General features: G+C 68.3%; 14 protein-coding genes and 1 tRNA gene. 12 read left to right on the plus strand and 3 right to left on the minus strand.

Annotation, left to right across the window (positions count from 1 at the left end; all coding sequences use genetic code 11):
* Positions 1–214: 214 nt before the first annotated feature.
* The 8 genes from ACVCMB_RS14295 (at position 215) to ACVCMB_RS14330 (ending at position 7,174) form a co-directional block, all read left to right on the plus strand.
* Positions 215–288 (plus strand) — tRNA-Gly (locus ACVCMB_RS14295).
* Between the two features lie 36 nt (positions 289–324).
* Positions 325–801, plus strand: coding sequence for an ATP-dependent zinc protease family protein (locus ACVCMB_RS14300; RefSeq protein ID WP_395116057.1), 477 nt, complete (start codon positions 325–327; stop codon positions 799–801).
* Entirely contained in the window at positions 798–1,700 is a 903-nt protein-coding gene (rimK, locus tag ACVCMB_RS14305; protein WP_447105456.1) for a 30S ribosomal protein S6--L-glutamate ligase, read from the plus strand. The genes ACVCMB_RS14300 and rimK overlap by 4 nt, the downstream gene beginning before the upstream one ends.
* Before the next feature lie 132 nt (positions 1,701–1,832).
* Positions 1,833–2,321 carry a hypothetical protein gene (locus ACVCMB_RS14310; protein ID WP_447105457.1) on the plus strand — a complete coding sequence of 163 codons (489 nt, stop codon included), beginning with the start codon at positions 1,833–1,835 and terminating at the stop codon, positions 2,319–2,321.
* A 115-nt stretch (positions 2,322–2,436) separates the two neighbouring features.
* The gene (locus ACVCMB_RS14315; RefSeq protein ID WP_447105458.1) at positions 2,437–2,832 is read left to right on the plus strand and encodes a BlaI/MecI/CopY family transcriptional regulator; all 396 of its coding nucleotides are present in this window, start codon (positions 2,437–2,439) and stop codon (positions 2,830–2,832) included.
* Positions 2,832–4,541, plus strand: coding sequence for a TonB family protein (locus ACVCMB_RS14320; RefSeq protein WP_447105459.1), 1,710 nt, complete (start codon positions 2,832–2,834; stop codon positions 4,539–4,541). The genes ACVCMB_RS14315 and ACVCMB_RS14320 overlap by 1 nt, the downstream gene beginning before the upstream one ends.
* Before the next feature lie 679 nt (positions 4,542–5,220).
* A complete protein-coding gene (locus ACVCMB_RS14325; protein WP_395116067.1) occupies positions 5,221–5,907 on the plus strand; it encodes a response regulator transcription factor in 687 nt (228 codons plus the stop codon).
* Positions 5,891–7,174, plus strand: a complete 1,284-nt coding sequence (locus tag ACVCMB_RS14330; RefSeq protein WP_395116069.1) for a sensor histidine kinase — start codon at positions 5,891–5,893, stop codon at positions 7,172–7,174. Before ACVCMB_RS14325 ends, ACVCMB_RS14330 begins: the two co-directional genes overlap by 17 nt.
* Positions 7,175–7,194: 20 nt before the next feature.
* Here the strand turns inward: ACVCMB_RS14330 and dinB are convergent, their stop codons facing one another.
* The 3 genes from dinB to ACVCMB_RS14345 all read right to left on the minus strand — a co-directional run bounded on the left by dinB (position 7,195) and on the right by ACVCMB_RS14345 (position 10,619).
* Positions 7,195–8,301 carry a DNA polymerase IV gene (dinB, locus tag ACVCMB_RS14335; protein WP_447105460.1) on the minus strand — a complete coding sequence of 369 codons (1,107 nt, stop codon included), beginning with the start codon at positions 8,299–8,301 and terminating at the stop codon, positions 7,195–7,197.
* A gap of 61 nt (positions 8,302–8,362) precedes the next feature.
* Positions 8,363–9,679, minus strand: a complete 1,317-nt coding sequence (locus tag ACVCMB_RS14340; protein ID WP_447105461.1) for a hypothetical protein — start codon at positions 9,677–9,679, stop codon at positions 8,363–8,365.
* 25 nt (positions 9,680–9,704) lie between these two features.
* Entirely contained in the window at positions 9,705–10,619 is a 915-nt protein-coding gene (locus ACVCMB_RS14345; RefSeq protein WP_447105462.1) for an ATP-grasp domain-containing protein, read from the minus strand.
* Positions 10,620–10,712: 93 nt separating this feature from the next.
* Between ACVCMB_RS14345 and ACVCMB_RS14350 the strand changes: the two genes are divergently transcribed.
* From ACVCMB_RS14350 to ACVCMB_RS14365, 4 genes are all read left to right on the plus strand, one after another.
* Entirely contained in the window at positions 10,713–12,050 is a 1,338-nt protein-coding gene (locus ACVCMB_RS14350) for an APC family permease (RefSeq protein WP_447105463.1), read from the plus strand.
* 33 nt (positions 12,051–12,083) lie between these two features.
* Complete coding sequence (locus tag ACVCMB_RS14355) at positions 12,084–14,219, plus strand: beta-galactosidase (RefSeq protein ID WP_447105464.1); 2,136 nt, start codon at positions 12,084–12,086, stop codon at positions 14,217–14,219.
* Positions 14,220–14,314: 95 nt separating this feature from the next.
* On the plus strand, positions 14,315–14,941 hold the full coding sequence (locus tag ACVCMB_RS14360; protein WP_447105465.1) for an OmpH family outer membrane protein: 627 nt from the start codon (positions 14,315–14,317) through the stop codon (positions 14,939–14,941).
* Positions 14,942–15,008: 67 nt separating this feature from the next.
* On the plus strand, positions 15,009–15,935 hold the full coding sequence (locus tag ACVCMB_RS14365) for a M14 family metallopeptidase (protein WP_447105466.1): 927 nt from the start codon (positions 15,009–15,011) through the stop codon (positions 15,933–15,935).
* Positions 15,936–16,036: the final 101 nt, after the last annotated feature.

Below are 16,036 nucleotides of genomic sequence, written 5' to 3' on the forward strand. Positions count from 1 at the left end.
CTCCCCTGTGAACGGTGGGCGCCGGTGCCCGATGCGGGGGCGCATCGGCGGTCGCGTGTGGATTATGTGCATGGACAACGTTAGGCCAACCTTAGGCGCAGACGCGGCGACCACTGCCGGTTCAGCCGCCGGCCATTCGCGGTTAAGCCGCCATTGGGCCGCGCCGGCAGTTCCAAAGCACGCGGCGCACGGGTTACCATGCGCCGACCCACCGGCGGGTGTAGCTCAATGGTAGAGCTGTAGCTTCCCAAGCTACTGACGAGGGTTCGATTCCCTTCACCCGCTCCACTCCCCGATCCCGCGATTTGCGAACTGTCTCGAACCATGGCGGATCCGATCGCTGCACGGCTGGTGATCCTGGGTTGGCGCGAGCGACTCGCCCTGCCGGCGTTGGGCATCGCGCGGCTCAAGGCCAAGCTCGATACCGGGGCGCGCAGCAGCTCGTTGCATGTCGACACGCTGGAACCGTTCCGGCGCGACGGCGAGGTGTGGCTGCGCTTCTCGCTGCATCCCGGGCGACGCACGCCGGTGGTGCACGCCGAGGCCCGCGCCGTGGACCGGCGCATGGTCACCGACACCGGCGGGCGCCGCTCCGAGCGCTGGTTCATCCGCAGTGAGGTGGAGCTGGCGGGGATGCGCTTCATTGTTGACATCAACCTCACCGATCGCCGCCATATGCTGTTTCCGCTGCTGCTCGGGCGCACCGCGCTGGCCGGGCGTTTCGTCGTCGACCCCTCGCTTTCCTATACCCAACCCTCGCCGTGGCCGACCCCCGCCACGGACGTCGCGAGCCCCGCATGAAGATCGCCATCCTGTCGCGCAACACCCGGCTGTATTCGACCAAGCGCCTGGTCGAGGCGGCCCGCGAGCGCGGCCACGTGGTGCGCGTGCTCGATCCGCTGCGCTGCTACGTGCGCATCGCGCCCGGCGCGGTGGCGATCCGCTACAACGGCAAGCCGCTGCGCGACATTGACGCGGTGATTCCGCGCATCGGCACCTCCACCACGTTCTACGGCACCGCGGTGCTGCGCCAGCTGGAGATGATGGGCGTGTACACGCCCAACCCGTCCGATGCGGTGCTGCGCGCGCGCGACAAGCTGCGCTGCCTGCAGATCCTCGCCGCGCAGGGTATCGACATGCCGGTCACCGTGTTCGGCGACAACCCGGACGACACCGCCGACGTGCTGGCCCTGCTCGGCGAGCCGCCGCACGTGATCAAGCTCAACGAAGGCAGCCAGGGCACCGGCGTGGTGCTGGCGGAGAAGCGCAGCGGCTCGCAGAGCGTGATCGAGGCGTTCCGTGGCCTGTACGCGAATTTCCTGGTGCAGGAGTTCATCGCCGAGGCGAACGGGAGCGACATCCGCTGCTTCGTGGTCGGCAGGAAAGTGGTTGCAGCGATGCAGCGCGAGGCCAGCCCGGGCGATTTCCGCGCCAACCTGCACCGCGGCGGCAGCGCGGTGGCGGCGAACCTGAGCGCGGAGGAGAAGCGCCTCGCGATCAAGGCCGCCGCCGCGCTGGGCCTGGGCATCGCCGGCGTCGACCTGCTGCGCTCCCGGCGCGGCCCGCTGCTGCTGGAGGTCAACGCCTCGCCCGGCTTGGAAGGGATCGAGGCCGCTACCGGCGTGGATGTGGCGGGATTGATCGTGGAACTGCTTCAGTCACGCGTCCGTCATCTGGCGGGAGTAGCGCCGCCCGGGTGAGACAGCCGCAAAGGACGTTAGTACGAAACTTTTCGTTGACAGTTCCGAATAGGCCTTTCTATGATCCCGGACAGGGCGATCTCGCGACGGGCAACCCACCATGGGATGCGGCTTGATTGGGGAGAGAAAGACATGAAGCTGAACGGTTGGATGATCGGCATCATCGTTGCTGTTGCGCTTATGCAGGTTGGTATCGTGCAAGCCTCCAAGACAAAGGTGATCGTGAAGGCGGAAACCAGGGATGACTTCGTGGCGGTGGTTGCCGCGATACATCAACAGATGCAGCCAGGCGGCCAATATGAGCATGTCAGCGCGAGTGAGCGTGCCAGCATCGATCAGCACTTCAACGATATGCAGGGGATATTCGACAAATACGGCACGGTCGCCCAGATGGACGAGAAGGCGAAGGTCCGGCTGTTCAACGATCAGGAGTTCGTGAATGCAACGCTTACGAAGCGCGACAACAAGCGCTTGGTGTGCGAGCACGTTGCGCCGGTGGGATCAAACATCCCCCGGACCAGCTGCCGCACTTACGGCGACATCATGCGGTCGCAACGGGACACGAACCGAATGTTGAACGATATGAGGCGAGTTCAGGAAACGAGAGGCGGCGGCGGCTGAGGCATCCGTCAACGGCCGGTCCCCGAGACCAGTTTCGACGGAGATGTCAGCTGGCCTCCCACGCGGATCAGCGGCTGCCTGTCTCACCACGACCCCGTGTGGAGCATGCATTCAGATGAAAAAAATTGCCGAGGACATGCGGAAGCCGACCAAGGCCGAGATGGAAATCCTGAACGTCTTGTGGGCGCGCGATGCCTGCACGGTTCGTGAGGTTCATGACGTATTGCGCCTGGGCGATCGTACCGGTTACACGACGGTGCTGAAGCTGCTTCAGCTCATGCACGCCAAGGGGCTGGTGGAGCGGGACGACTCGCAGCGCGCCCACATATACCGTGCAGTGGCCAGCAAGAAGCGCACACAGAAATACCTCTTGATGGATTTGGTGCAACGGGTATTCGACGGCTCGTCCTCGCAGCTGGTATTGCAGGCCCTGGGCAGCCAGCCAACCAGCCGCGAGGAACTGGATGCGATCCGCAAGCTGCTGAACCAGCTCGACAGGGAATCGCCGTGATGGCCACGCACATGATCTGGTTCACGCTGATCCGGGTGATTGGATGGACTCTGGTGCATTTCCTGTGGCAAGGCACCTTGCTTGGCCTGGTGTATTTTTCCGTGAGATCGATCCTTCCGCGTGGCACGGCACGCTATCGCTTCGGGATGGGGATTCTGTTCGCGCTGGCCGCGTGTCCATTGGTCACGATGTGGCAATTGCTGGACACCGTGTCCTTGACGTCCGCGGCGGGTCAAGCGCCCGCCATGTCGTTGGTCGTCGGTGAACCGGTCGCTGGCGGCGCCGGGCATGCGGTTTCGGGATTCGATGTCTTGCTGCCGTGGCTGGTGCTGGCCTGGTCGATCGGAGTGCTGCTGCATTCGGTCCGCGCCTGCATGCAGTGGCGTGCGTTGAAGATGCTGGTGCGCGAGGCCGAGCAGTTGCCGCAATGGCAGCAACGGATTGCCGACATGGCCGGGCGTTTCGCCCTGCATCGGCGCATCACGGTACTGGGCAGCCGCATCATCAGTTCGCCGGTGCTGATCGGCTGGATTCGCCCGGTGATCCTCCTGCCCATGGCCGTCGTGTGCGGCTTTCCCGCGTCCCAGGTCGAGTTGATCCTGGCTCACGAACTGGCCCATTTGCGCCGTTGGGATCCGCTGGCCAACCTGTTCCAGGTCGTGCTGGAAACTGTGCATTTCTATCATCCTGTGGTGCGGTGGATATCGCGGGACGTCAACAACGAGCGCGAGATCTGTTGCGACCGGTTGGCTCTGGCCCTGGGCGGTGGCAGTCGTCGGGAGTTTGTTGCGGTGCTGGCCGAACTCGGTGACCTGCGTATGCGGCAGAAGAGCCTGGTGCTGGCGGCCAATGGGGGCGTGTTGCTGGATCGCGTGCAACTGATGGTGTTGCCGCAGCAGCAGGTTGGCCGCTTGCGCAAGGGCGGATATACGGTGGCGCTGGTGCTCTGTGCGGCGATGGCCATGCTGACCGTGCGCTTGCAATGGATCCAGGCTCAAATGAACGGCGGCATGAATGTCGCGATCAGGCAGTTGCACGAACTGGTGATGCCTGCCGCCCTGCCTCTGATGAGTCCCCCTTCGACGTGGCAGGTGCCCAATCTTCTGCAGATCCCGTCAGGGGCGATCCGGCTGGTCGAGGCAAAGGTCACCGCTGATGCTCCCGGTGCCATGGCGTTCGCCAGGCCTGTCGATTTGGGCCGGCCGGCAGCGGTTTCGCTGGTCAATCTCAGGTCGGACGCGTTTGACGTGCTGGCGATGAGGCCGATGGAGGCCATCGCCGACCCAGCGGCCACCGTGGTTACGCCGACCCCGGTGCGGGTCCGTCAGCCGGTCTATCCCCGGCGCGCGCTCAGCGATGGCATCGAGGGCCGGGTCGTGGTGGAGTTCGCCTTGGGCAGGGACGGCGGCGTGCGCGATTTGCGCCTGGTCAGCTCGGTCCCGGTTGGGGTATTCGACCAGGCTGCCCTGGACGCCATGCGCTCCTGGAAATATGCCGTGCCGGCGGGGGTGGCGTCGACCCGCTATCGACAGATTCTCTCGTTTACGCTCAAGAGCGCGAGCGCCGGCCGCCAAGACGGGCAGGCGGCTGCCACGGAGAATATCCAGGCCAAGTCGGTGTGCCAGATTCCCACGGGCACGCATATTTGCCGTTGGCCGGACAATGAAACCACGCCCGACAAAGTCGCTCCCGGCGCCGTCTCCCGATAGCCTGGTCGGTCCCCGTCATGTGGCGCCCGCGTGCCCCGAAGGATTTCGCCCGCCCTTCCGGTCTGCCACGAGGGAAGCGCGGCGGCGCCCCCTGTTCTCGTCATCGGCAGAGCGCTGAAACCGGGTAACGGAGTGACGCGTGGCCTGCCGGCCAGGTGGTTAACCGGCATCTAACCTGAGTCTCGCTATAAGTTCCGCGTTGTCTGTCGGCGGGTGAGCCCGTGATGGATGGCAGGTGATGGTAGCGGGGCAGTTGTTTGGGTCCAGGTGGGCGACGGCGAGTCGTGCATCTGGGCCTTTTTCTTGGAGACCCCGGGAAGAAGGCCACTTCCCGTGGCTTTCTTCTGTCGCAAGCCCGGTACGAGCCCGGACTTGCTCACGCGAACCAGGCACGGGTGTGCCCGATCCGCGTGCGGCCATCGGGCCACTGCTCCGGCATTGCCTCAACTCGGGCATCGGGCAATTGCTCCATGCATTGCCTCAACTCGGGCGTCGGGCAATTGCGCCATGCATTGCCTCAACTCGGGCATCCATGCCCTCGCCATGCCCTCGCCATGCTCTGGCCGTGTCCTCGCCATGGCCGAGAGATTGAAAATCGCCATCTTTCAGCGCCGCGTTCACGCAAGCTTGTTAAGCTGGCAATCCCACCGGCCCGGCGCCGGTTGTGCAGGAGTGGCACATGCGCGTATTGGTGATAGAAGACAACAGCGACATCGCCACCAACATCGGCGATTACCTGGAGGACCGCGGCAACGTGGTCGATTTCGCCGGCGACGGCGTGACCGGGCTGCACCTGGCGGTGGTGCACGATTTCGACGTGATCGTGCTGGATCTGACCCTGCCCGGCATGGATGGCCTGGAGGTGGCGCGCAAGCTGCGCCACGAGGCGCACAAGCAGACCCCGATCCTGATGCTCACCGCGCGCGATGCGCTGGAACAGAAGCTCACCGGCTTCGAGTCCGGCGCCGACGACTACATGACCAAGCCGTTCGCGCTGCAGGAGCTGGCTGCGCGGCTGGAGGTGCTGGCGCGCCGCGGCAAGGGCCCGCAGAGCCGCGTGCTGAAGGTGGCCGACCTTACCTTCAACCTCGACACGCTCACCGTGAATCGCGAGGGCAAGTCGATCCAGTTGAACCCGATCGGCCTGAAGCTGTTGCAGGCGCTGATGGAAGCGAGCCCGTCGGTGGTCACCCGGCAGGACCTGGAGCAGCGCGTGTGGGGCGAGGAGTTGCCCGATTCCGACTCCCTGCGCGTGCACATCCACGGCCTGCGCGCGGCGATCGACAAGCCGTTCGGCAAGCCGCTGATCCACACGCGGCACGGCATTGGCTACCGCATGGTCGAGCCGGATGCAGTCCAGGCGTAAGCTTCGTTACCGCTTGATCGTCTCCTTCGCGCTGTTCGGCTTCGGCCTCAGCGCGTTGTTTGCCGTGGCCTCGCTGTACGTGCGCGCCAAGGTGGAGGATCAACTGGTGGTGTCGGCGCTGCAGCACGACGTGGACCAGGCGGTCGACAAGGTGATCGCGCACCCCGACCAGCAGGCCAGCTCCGAACTGATCGACGCCTGGTTGTGGAGTGACCGCACCATCTACAAGGCACCGCTGGATTGGCAGGGGCTTTCCACCGGTGTCTACGACATGAACGACGTGGACGAACAGGGTCGCCCCCGGCACTACAAGCTGGCGGTGCGGCGCAAGGACGGCATCATAGGTTTCGTGCGCTACGACGTGAGTCGCGAGGAACTGGGCAAGCGTCAACTCATCACCGCGCTGGTGCTCGTGGTGTTCCTGTTCAGCGTGCTCTCGCTGGCGATCGGCGTGTGGCTGTCGCGCAAGGTGCTCAAGCCGGTCAGCGAACTGGCCAATCGCCTGCGCGATTTCCGCAGGGCCGGCAAGGCCGAGCCGCTGGCGCCGCATTTCGCCGACGACGAGGTGGGCGAGCTGGCGCATGCGCTGGACGAGTATTCGGCGCGGCTCACCGCGATGGTCGAGCGCGACCGCGAGTTCAACTCCGACGTCAGCCATGAACTGCGCACGCCGCTGGCGGTGATCGCCAGCACCACCGAGCTGCTGCAGGGTTCGCCCGACCTCACGCCCAAGCTGGCCGAACGGCTCAAGCGGATCGAGCGCGCCTCGCGCCAGGCCACCGAGCTGATCGAGGCGCTGCTGCTGCTGTCGCGCGCCGAGCGGCGCGGCCCCACCCGCGGCGAGACCACCGACGTCGGCAAGGTCGCCGCCGACGTGATCGAGAGCCAGCGCCCGCAGATGCGCGGCAAGCCGCTGACGATCGAGCTGGACGTGCGCGGCGCGGTCAGCGTCAACGCGCCGGCCTCGGTGCTGGCGGTGGCGCTGACCAACCTGATCGGCAACGCGATCAAGTACACGCTGGAGGGCAGCGTGCAGGTGGTGGTCGGCGATGGCGGCGTCGAGGTGATCGACACCGGCCCGGGGATCAAGCCGGAGGAAGCCGAGCGCTTGTTCCAGCGCGGCGTGCGCGGCGAGGGCGCCGGCGGCAGCGGCGCCGGCCTGGGCCTGGCGATCGTGCGCCGCCTGTGCGAACTGTATGGCTGGGATGTCGCGATGCGCCCGCGTACCGACGCCAACGGCGCGATCGCCAGCATCGCGTTCTCCTAGGCGCAACCCCCGCGATCCCGTTAACCGCTCCCGCGTGCGGGTGAGGACGTGGCGGTGTCGAACAGGTCCGTCTGTGCCTGGTAGCTGTCGCGGTCGACGAAACCGGCGAGCCCCACGCCGACCAGCCGATAGCGCGTGGTCGTCGGGCGTTCCACGCGCTCGCGCAACGTGCAGGCGATCTCGCCCAGCTCGCGTGCCGAACGTGGCCGCTGCGGCGGTGTGAGGCTGCGGGTCAGGGTGTGGAAGTCGGCCGTTTTCAGTTTCAGCACGACGGTGCGGGCGACCCGTTCGCGTTCGCGCTGATAGCCGCTCCACGCCTTGTCGGCCAGGCGGCGAATGTGCGGCTCCAGCTCGTCCAGCGGCAAGTCGTGCTCGAAGGTGTCCTCGGCGGAGATCTGCAGCGTGGGTCGCTCCGGCTGCACGGGATGCTCGTCGATGCCGTGGGCCAACTCGTGCAGGCGCCGGCCCCAACGCCCGAAACGCAACTCGAGCGTGGCGACGGCGAGCGCGCGCAACTCCCCCACGGTGGCGATGCCCAGCGCGGCGAGCTTGCCCTCCATCACCTTGCCCACGCCGGGCAGGCGACCCACCGGCAGCGGCGTGAGGAAGTCCAGCACCTGGCGCGGGCGGATCACGCACAGGCCGTCGGGCTTGTTCCAGTCCGAGGCGATCTTGGCCAGGAACTTGTTCGGCGCCACGCCGGCGGAGGCGGTCAGTGCGGTCTCTGCACGGATCGCCGTGCGGATCGCCTCGGCGGTGGCGGTGGCCGAGGGCAGCGCGGTTTTCGTGGTGGTGACGTCGAGGTAGGCCTCGTCCAGCGACAGCGGCTCGATCAGGTCGGTGTGGCGGGCGAAGATCTCGCGGATCTGTCGCGACACCGCCTTGTAGCGCACGAAGTCCGGCGGCACGAACACCAGCTGCGGACACAGGCGTTCGGCGCTGATCGCCGGCATCGCCGAGCGCACACCGAACACGCGCGCCTCGTAGCTGGCCGCGCACACCACCGAGCGCGCGCCGCGCCAGGCCACCGCCACCGGCTTGCCGCGCAACGCGGGATCATCGCGCTGCTCCACCGAGGCGTAGAACGCATCCATGTCGATGTGCAGGATTTTCCGCGGGGCGGACATCTGAGGAGCGCGGCCTGGCGTGCTGGGGGCCTTGGCATTGTACGCAGCCTCGCCCGGGCGTTCAGCGCCAGAACGGGATCACGTACTCGTCGATCGGGTCGCGTTCCGGCTTGCGGCCGGGCGCGGGTGGCGCGTTGGCCACCCGCAGTTCGTGGCGGCCGGGCGCGAGCGGGCGCACGTCGATCATCGCCACCAGCGCCGGCCGTCGTGCCCGCGCGTCGCTGCCGGTTTCGTAGCGCAGGCCGGCCACGGGCTTGCCGTCCAGGGTCACCGCGTGCAGCTTGCCCAGGCAGTCGAGCGTGTGTTCGGCGCGGGCCTGCGCTTCTGTCATGTCGAGCGCCGCCGCGCACTGCCGCCGCAGGGCCGCAGCGTCGCGGCCGGGCTGGTAGGGCACGACCAGCCGGAGATACGGCGAGTCGATGACGGCGCTCTGGATGTAGGGCACGGCGGGGTCGCGGATCAGGTCGCGCTGGTCGTCGTAGTAGGCGGCATTGATCGCATGGCTGCCGTTGGCAAGGTACGGGAAGGCCGCGTACTCGCCCAATCGGTAGGGAGAGCCCGAAGGCAGCAGGGTCAGCGCCCCGAAGATCGCCGTGGGCGCGACGATCAGCCAGACGAGCAGCACGAAGCGGACTTCGCCGATGCGGCTGGAGACCAGCAACCAGACGTACTGGGTGCGGCCGACGCCGATTCGCGCGTAGAACCGCAAGGTCGCCCCCAGAACGCGCCGCAGCCGGCCTGTCGGCGCCAGCCGGCTGCCGAACCGGCGATCGATCAGGTGCGCCACCAGGAACGGAAGCATCACTGCGGCAAAGACGGGGAGCACGAAGTCGAACAGGTCGACGCGGAGGTCGAACACCCGCTGCAGCGTTCCGGTGACGCCGAACACGACGCTGGCGACGAGACAGATCACCAGCAGCAGGATGCCCAGCATCACGCCCAGCGCGAATACCACGGTGGCGCGATTGTCCGCGCGCTCGATGCCGATGCCGGCCGGCGCCAGGCGCTGCTGTTCCAGGGCGCGTCGCACCGGGCCCATGCGCAGGCGTTCCCAATGCACGCCTTCGGGGAACACCGAGTGCAGACCGACCAGGGCGATCCACTGCGCGCGCAGGATCAGGTGCAGGGTGAAGGTGATCGCCAGAATCAGCGCCGCCGATTTCAGGTAGACGAACACGGTGATGAGCGCCGCCACCGTGGCTTCGTTGAAGCGCGGAACCAGCGCATACATGCGATCGTCCAGCCAGCCCGGCAGCTGCAGCATGGCGAATACCGCCACGCCGGAGATCAGCAGTTCGACCTCCCAGGTCGGCGTGGTGTGGCGAGGCAGCGCATCGGCTTCCTGCACGGACTCGGTGGACGGATCGTTGACGGTCATGCAGCAAGGTTTCCGGTGGTTGGCCTCAATGGCTGGGCGAAGATAGCGCGGCACGCCGAAGCGCAGGATGGTTGGCCAGCAGGTGCGCGAAGCGCTCGGCCGCCTGCGGTTGCCCGGCGAGGAACAGCGACGGTTCGATCAGCTCCAGTTCCATCAGCACGAAACGCCCGCCGCTGACCACGCCATCCACCCGCGCATACGCCGGCACGTCGTGGCCCGCGACAGCGAGCGCGGCCAGGGCGCGCCCGGCCGCGGCGCGCGTCGCGGCATCGGGCACTGCCGGTTCGCTGCGGCCGCCGTGTTCGTCCTGCACGCGGTAGTCGCCCGCGGCGGGGCGCTTGATGACGGCGTGGCTGTACTCGCCGCCGAAATACAGCAGCGACCACTCGCCGGCGCCGGCGATTTCGGAAAGGTACGGCTGCACCAGGTAATCCAGTGCCGTCGGCAACTGCGCCACGGCCGCGGCGAACGCATCGTCGCCGACCTCGCCACGCAGGGTCTGCCACGCGCCGCCGCTGATCGTCGGCTTGACCACCACCGACGCGCCGGGCATCGACGCCAGCACGCGCGCCAGTTCGCCGCCGTGCGCCAGCCGGGTCGGGATGGTCGCCACGCCCAGGCGCGCGAGTTCGAACAGGTAGCGCTTGTCGCTGTTCCAGCGCAGCAGGCGGCTGTCGTTCAACGTGGCGACGCCGAGCCGGTCGAGGCGATCCAGCCATTGCCCGAACGCCGCGGGGTGCTTGTGGTAGTCCCAGATCGTGCGGATCAGCACCAGGTCGAATGCCGACCAGTCGACCTGCGCGTCGTTCCACACGCACACCGTCGGCGGTATGCCGAGTTGCGCCAGCGTGGCGGCGAGGTGCGCGTCGTCCGGGTCGATCCAGGGGCGCGCGGCACAGGTGGCGAGGGCGAGTCGGGCGGGGTGATCGGGCAACGGCATCGGCGCAATCTAGCAGCGCTGGCCGGCGTTGCGCGCGGTCCCGTGCCAGACGGGACTGGTGAAAGCGTCCCCGACAATGGCAAGGTAGCCGGCGTGCTGACCGAACCCGCCAATGCCTACGCCCGCCGCCTGAACACCTGGGACGCCGCGATGATCGTCATCGGCGGCGTCATCGGTGCGGGCATTTTCCTCACCCCGTCGACGGTGGCGCGGCATACGTCATCGGGCGTCGAACTGCTGATCCTGTGGGCGATCGGCGGCGGACTGACCCTGGCCGGCGTGCTGTGCTACGCCGAACTGGGTGCGCGGCGGCCGCAGGCGGGCGGCATCTACGTCTACCTGCGCGAGGCGTTCGGCCTGATGCCGGCGTTCCTGTTCGGCTGGACGATGGCGCTGATCAACTATCCCGGCAGCGTGGCGGCAGTGGCGACGATGTTCGCCGAATACCTGTGCAGCGCGCTGGGGCTTGGCGGGCAGGGTTACGTGAAGCCGGTGGCGGTGGGCGCGATCGTGTTCATCGTGGGCATCAACCTGTTCGGCATTCGCGCCGGCGCCTGGCTGCAGAACGTGTTCACCGTGCTCAAGCTGCTGGCGATCGCGCTGCTGGTGATCACCGGCCTGGTGCTGGCGCACGAACACCTGGGCGTGGCGCTGATCGGCCAGCCGGCCACGCCAGCCTCGCCGTGGGCGTTCGCCGGTGCGCTGCTGCCGGTGCTGTTTTCCTATGGCGGATTCCACTACCTCAACGACCTGGCCGGGGAGGTGCGCAATCCGCAGCGCACTCTGCCGCGCGCGTTGGGCATGGGCATGACCGGCGTGGTGATCTGCTACCTGCTGGCCAACTGCGCCTATCTCTCCGGCCTGGGGCATGCCGGCCTCGCCGCCAGCGACGCGCCGGCGGCGGACCTGCTGCGCCGCCTGTTCGGCGAGCGCGGCGCCACCGTGATCGCGGTCGGCATCGCCTGCTCCACCTTCGGTTATTGCGCGATCGCGGTGGCCGGTGGTGCGCGCGTGCTGCAGACGATGGGTGCCGACGGGGTGTTCTTCCATGCCGCGGGGCGGGTCGACCCGCGCACCCGTGCACCGCAGGTGGCGCTGGCCGTGCTCGGGGCGTGGGCGGTGGTGCTGGCGCTGTCCGGCACCTTCGGCCAGCTGCTCAACTACACCACGGTCGGCGAGTGGCTGGGCCACGTGTTCGGCATCGGCACGCTGTTCTGGTACCGCAAGCATTTCATCGACGAGCCGGCGCCGTACCGGGTGCCGTTCTACCCGTTGCTGCCGCTGATCTTCGTCGTCACCGTGTTCGGCGTGATCGTCGCCAGCGCGATCCACGCGCCGCGCGATGCCGGCATGAGCCTGATCATCATCGCGCTGGGCGTGCCGGTGTACTACGGCTGGCAGCGCTGGGTGCGCCGGCATCCGCTGGCGTAGGCTGGCGGCGGGTTGCTGCCGGCGGGGACGCCGATGAACGTGCGTGTGTGGATGGCTTGCTTCGGCCTGGCCCTGCTGGGCGCCGGCCATGCCGCGGGCATGGATGCGGCGCGCCGCGAGGTCGTCGGCACCCTCCAGCTGGAGCAGGTGCGACGGGTAGGCGGTGTCGAGCATGCCGCCGACGGCGTGGCCCAGCGCCGCTACACCTTCGCACCGGCGGCGCAGCCGTCGATCGTGCTCGTGCCGCGCAGCGGGACGTGGGACTGGTCGGACCAGGGCGAGCTGCACCTGCGCGTGCAGAACGCGATGCCGTGGGCGGTCACGCTCGATGTGGAGATCGACAGCGCCGGCCGGCGCCTGCAGGCGCGCGTGGGCTTGCCGCCGGGACCGGCGCAGACGCTGGTGGTGCCGCTGCGCGCCGGCTCGCCGCGCGCGCAGGGCATGCAGGTCGGCCCGCCAATGCCGTTCGATGATGGTGGTCACAAGGTGTTGCTGGCGACCACCGTGCGTGGCGCGCTGGACCGGCGCCGCGTGCAAGCCATCCGCCTCGGCATCCCCTCGCCGCAAGCGGAACAGACACTGCTGCTCGGCGGCGTCAGCACGCGGCCGGGTGAGCCGACCGTGCACGCGGCCTACGCCGGCATCGTCGATCGTTACGGGCAATCCACCCGCGCGCAGTGGCCGGAGAAGATCGGCTCCGATGCCGCCTTGCGCGCGGCGGTGCACGCGGATGCGGGCAGCGCGGCCCCGGCCGCCGATGCCTACGGTGGACAGCCAGGCCAGGCGCTGGATCGCACGGGCTGGTTCCACGTGCAAAAGCGGGGCGGTCGCTGGTGGCTGGTGACGCCCGACGGCCACGCGTTCTTCTCGCTGGGCGTCAATGCGGTCAACGCCGGCGGCGGGCGCAGCTACGTGGAGAGTCGCGAGTTCATGTTCGACGACCTGCCGCCCGATCGCGGCGAATGGGCGGCCTTTTACGGACGCGGCGACAGCCGGCGCCCGGGCGAGGGCGCCAGCCAGGGCATCGCGTACAACCACGGCCGCTGGTTCGATTTCTACGCAGCCAATCTCCACCGGATCGACGGCAGCGACTGGCTGGCCGCCTGGCGCAAGCGCACGCTGGATCGGTTGCAGGCCTGGGGCTTCAACACCCTCGGCAACTGGAGCGATGCCGCGCTGGGTGCCGCGCATCGCCTGCCGTATACGCGTTCGATCAACATCGCCGGCGACTATGCCGACGTCGCCAGCGGCTACGACTACTGGGGCCGCATGCCCGATCCGTTCGATCCGCGCTTTGCCGCCGCCACCGAGGCGGCGGTGACGAAGGCCAGCGCGGGGGTGACCGACGATCCCTGGCTGCTCGGCTACTTCGCCGACAACGAACTGGCGTGGGCCGGCGAAGGGCCGCAAGGGCGTTGGGGATTGGCGCGGGGCACGCTCGCCGGCGACGCGCGCAGCCCGGCCAAGCAGGCTTTCGTCGCGATGCTGCGCCAGCAGTACGCCACGCCGCAGGCGCTGGGTGAAGCCTGGGGCATCGAGCTGCGTTCATGGGATGCGCTGCAGGCCACCGGCTATGCGGCGCCGGCGCCGAACGAGGCGCATCCGGCACTCGCCCGCGACTACAGCCACTGGCTGCGCCGCTACGCCGACGCCTATTTCCGCATCGTGGCCGCGGCGCTCCGCCGCCACGATCCGCATCACCTGTTTCTGGGCGGACGCTTCGCGGTGTACACGCCCGAGGCCGTCGCCGCCTGCGCGCGGTATTGCGACGTGGTCAGCTTCAACGCCTATGCCGACCTGCCGCAGCATCACGTCGACATGGCGTTGATGCGGACGCTGGATCGGCCGGTGCTGCTCGGCGAATTCCATTTCGGATCGAACGAGCGCGGCCCGTTCGGTGCGGGCGTGGTGCCGGTGGCCGACGAGGCCGCACGCGGCGCGGCCTACGCGCGCTATCTAGCCGCCGCCACGACGAACCCGCTGGTGGTCGGCGCGCACTGGTTCGAGTACGCCGATCAGCCGCTCGCCGGTCGTCTGCTCGACGGCGAGAACAGCCACATCGGCCTGGTCGGCATCACCGACATTCCGTTCGGCGGCTTCGTGCGGGCGGTGCGTGCAGCCAACCGGAGCGTGGCGGCGCCGCCGCGGGGTGCCCCGAACGGGCGCTGAATCGCGACGCGCGCGCGATCGGCTATGCTGGGGAACCACGCAGCCGGCATGTGGTCGGCTGAACTCGTGACCTCAATTCATCCGGAACCGCCACCATGAACCTGCCTCGTCTCACGCTCGCTGCCGCGCTCGCCCTCGCCACCGGTTTGTCCGTCGTTCCCGTCCAGGGGGCGCACGCCCAGAGCGCGCAAGCCGCCGACGAGCTCGGCGGCAACGCGGTGGCCGGCGTGTGCATGCTCTCGCGCGAGGCCGTGTTCGCGCAGTCCAAGGTCGGCAAGGCCGCCAGCGAGCGGCTGGGCCAGTTGGCCGAGCAGGCGAACAGCCAGTTGTCGAACCAGCGCAAGCCGCTGGATGCGGACATCCAGGCCTTCCAGCAAAAGGCCGCCTCGCTCACCGAGGACCAGCGCAAGCAGCAGAGCGCGGCGCTGCAGCAGCGCATGCAGACCTTCCAGTCGCAGGCCGGCGAGCAGAACGAGCGCATCCAGCTCACCCGCGCCAAGGTGATGCAGCGGATCGGCCAGGAAGCGCAGCCGGTGGTTGCCGCCAGCTACAAGAAGCACCAGTGCGGCCTGTTGCTCAACCGCGACGCGGTGCTCGGCGGCAACACCAGCAACGACCTGACCAGCGACGTCGTGCAGGGTCTGGACGCCAAGCTCACCACGATCAGCTTCAACCTCGAACCGCTGCCGGCCAAGGGTGCCGCGAACGGCGGCGCGAAGTAAGCGTCCCCAGGCCATCGGGACCGGCGGCGCGGCCGCCGGCTTCCCGTCGCCCACGCACGGAACCACGATGAACCAGTCCAGCTTCTATCCTGTCGGCACGGCGCTCCAGTCCTGGGGCGAGGCCGAACGCGAGGCATGGCGCTCGCGCCAGCGCGTGCAGCGCAGCTACGCGGATGACGTGTTGCGCCGGATCGACGCGCTGCGCGCGCACTGGGCGGTGGCACCGTACGGTGAGCTGGCCTATCCCGACGCACGCCATCCGCTGTACGCCCTGCGCAGTGCATCCTGGCGCGACGAACTGCCGGTAATGCTGGTCACCGGCGGCGTCCACGGCTACGAAACCAGTGGCGTGCACGGTGCGCTGCAATTCGCCGAGCAGCATGCGGCAGACCTCGCCGGCCGGGCCAACCTGCTGGTGGTGCCGTGCGTGAGCCCGTGGGGCTACGAACGCATCCAGCGCTGGAATGCTGCTGCGCTCGATCCCAACCGCTCGTTCCATGCGCACAGCCCGGCACAGGAATCGGCTGCGCTGATGGCGCTGGTGGCGCCGCTGCGCGAGCGCGTGCTGATGCACATCGATCTGCACGAAACCACCGACAGCGACGAGGCCGAGTTCCGCCCGGCCCTGGCGGCCCGCGACGGCAAGCCGTTCGAACCCGGCACGATTCCCGATGGCTTCTACCTGTGCGCCGACAGCGCGCAGCCGCAGCCCGCGTTCCAGCAGGCGATCATTGCCGCGGTGGCCAAGGTCACCCATATCGCGCCGGCCGACCCCGACGGCACCATCATCGGCTCGCCGGTGGTGGCGCATGGCGTGATCGAATACGACTACGGCCGGCTCGGCCTGTGCGCCGGCATCACCGCCGCGCCGTTCAAGACCACCACCGAGGTCTACCCCGACAGCCCGCGCGCCACGCCCGCGCAATGCAACGACGCCCAGGTGGCGGCGGTGGTGGCAGCGATCGACTTTGCGCTGGCGCATCCGGCCGGCTGACGCCGACCGCCCGGCGTGGTCACGCGCCGAGGCTGTGCTAGCATCGACCACTGAAGGGGAGTAGCTCCCGATCGCTGTCGCCGTCATGACGGGCCTTGCGC

The organism is Rhodanobacter sp. UC4443_H10 (assembly GCF_052978325.1).

Excerpts from the sequence above, each read along its gene's own strand:
- ACVCMB_RS14300 (WP_395116057.1), top strand. The coding sequence starts at position 325 with ATGGCGGATCCGATCGCTGCACGGCTGGTGATCCTGGGTTGGCGCGAG.
- ACVCMB_RS14310 (WP_447105457.1), top strand. The coding sequence starts at position 1,833 with ATGAAGCTGAACGGTTGGATGATCGGCATCATCGTTGCTGTTGCGCTT.
- ACVCMB_RS14320 (WP_447105459.1), top strand. The coding sequence starts at position 2,832 with ATGGCCACGCACATGATCTGGTTCACGCTGATCCGGGTGATTGGATGG.
- ACVCMB_RS14340 (WP_447105461.1), bottom strand. The coding sequence starts at position 9,679 with ATGACCGTCAACGATCCGTCCACCGAGTCCGTGCAGGAAGCCGATGCG.
- ACVCMB_RS14355 (WP_447105464.1), top strand. The coding sequence starts at position 12,084 with ATGAACGTGCGTGTGTGGATGGCTTGCTTCGGCCTGGCCCTGCTGGGC.
- ACVCMB_RS14330 (WP_395116069.1), top strand. The coding sequence starts at position 5,891 with ATGCAGTCCAGGCGTAAGCTTCGTTACCGCTTGATCGTCTCCTTCGCG.
- dinB (WP_447105460.1), bottom strand. The coding sequence starts at position 8,301 with ATGTCCGCCCCGCGGAAAATCCTGCACATCGACATGGATGCGTTCTAC.
- ACVCMB_RS14315 (WP_447105458.1), top strand. The coding sequence starts at position 2,437 with ATGAAAAAAATTGCCGAGGACATGCGGAAGCCGACCAAGGCCGAGATG.
- ACVCMB_RS14360 (WP_447105465.1), top strand. The coding sequence starts at position 14,315 with ATGAACCTGCCTCGTCTCACGCTCGCTGCCGCGCTCGCCCTCGCCACC.
- rimK (WP_447105456.1), top strand. The coding sequence starts at position 798 with ATGAAGATCGCCATCCTGTCGCGCAACACCCGGCTGTATTCGACCAAG.
- ACVCMB_RS14365 (WP_447105466.1), top strand. The coding sequence starts at position 15,009 with ATGAACCAGTCCAGCTTCTATCCTGTCGGCACGGCGCTCCAGTCCTGG.
- ACVCMB_RS14325 (WP_395116067.1), top strand. The coding sequence starts at position 5,221 with ATGCGCGTATTGGTGATAGAAGACAACAGCGACATCGCCACCAACATC.
- ACVCMB_RS14345 (WP_447105462.1), bottom strand. The coding sequence starts at position 10,619 with ATGCCGTTGCCCGATCACCCCGCCCGACTCGCCCTCGCCACCTGTGCC.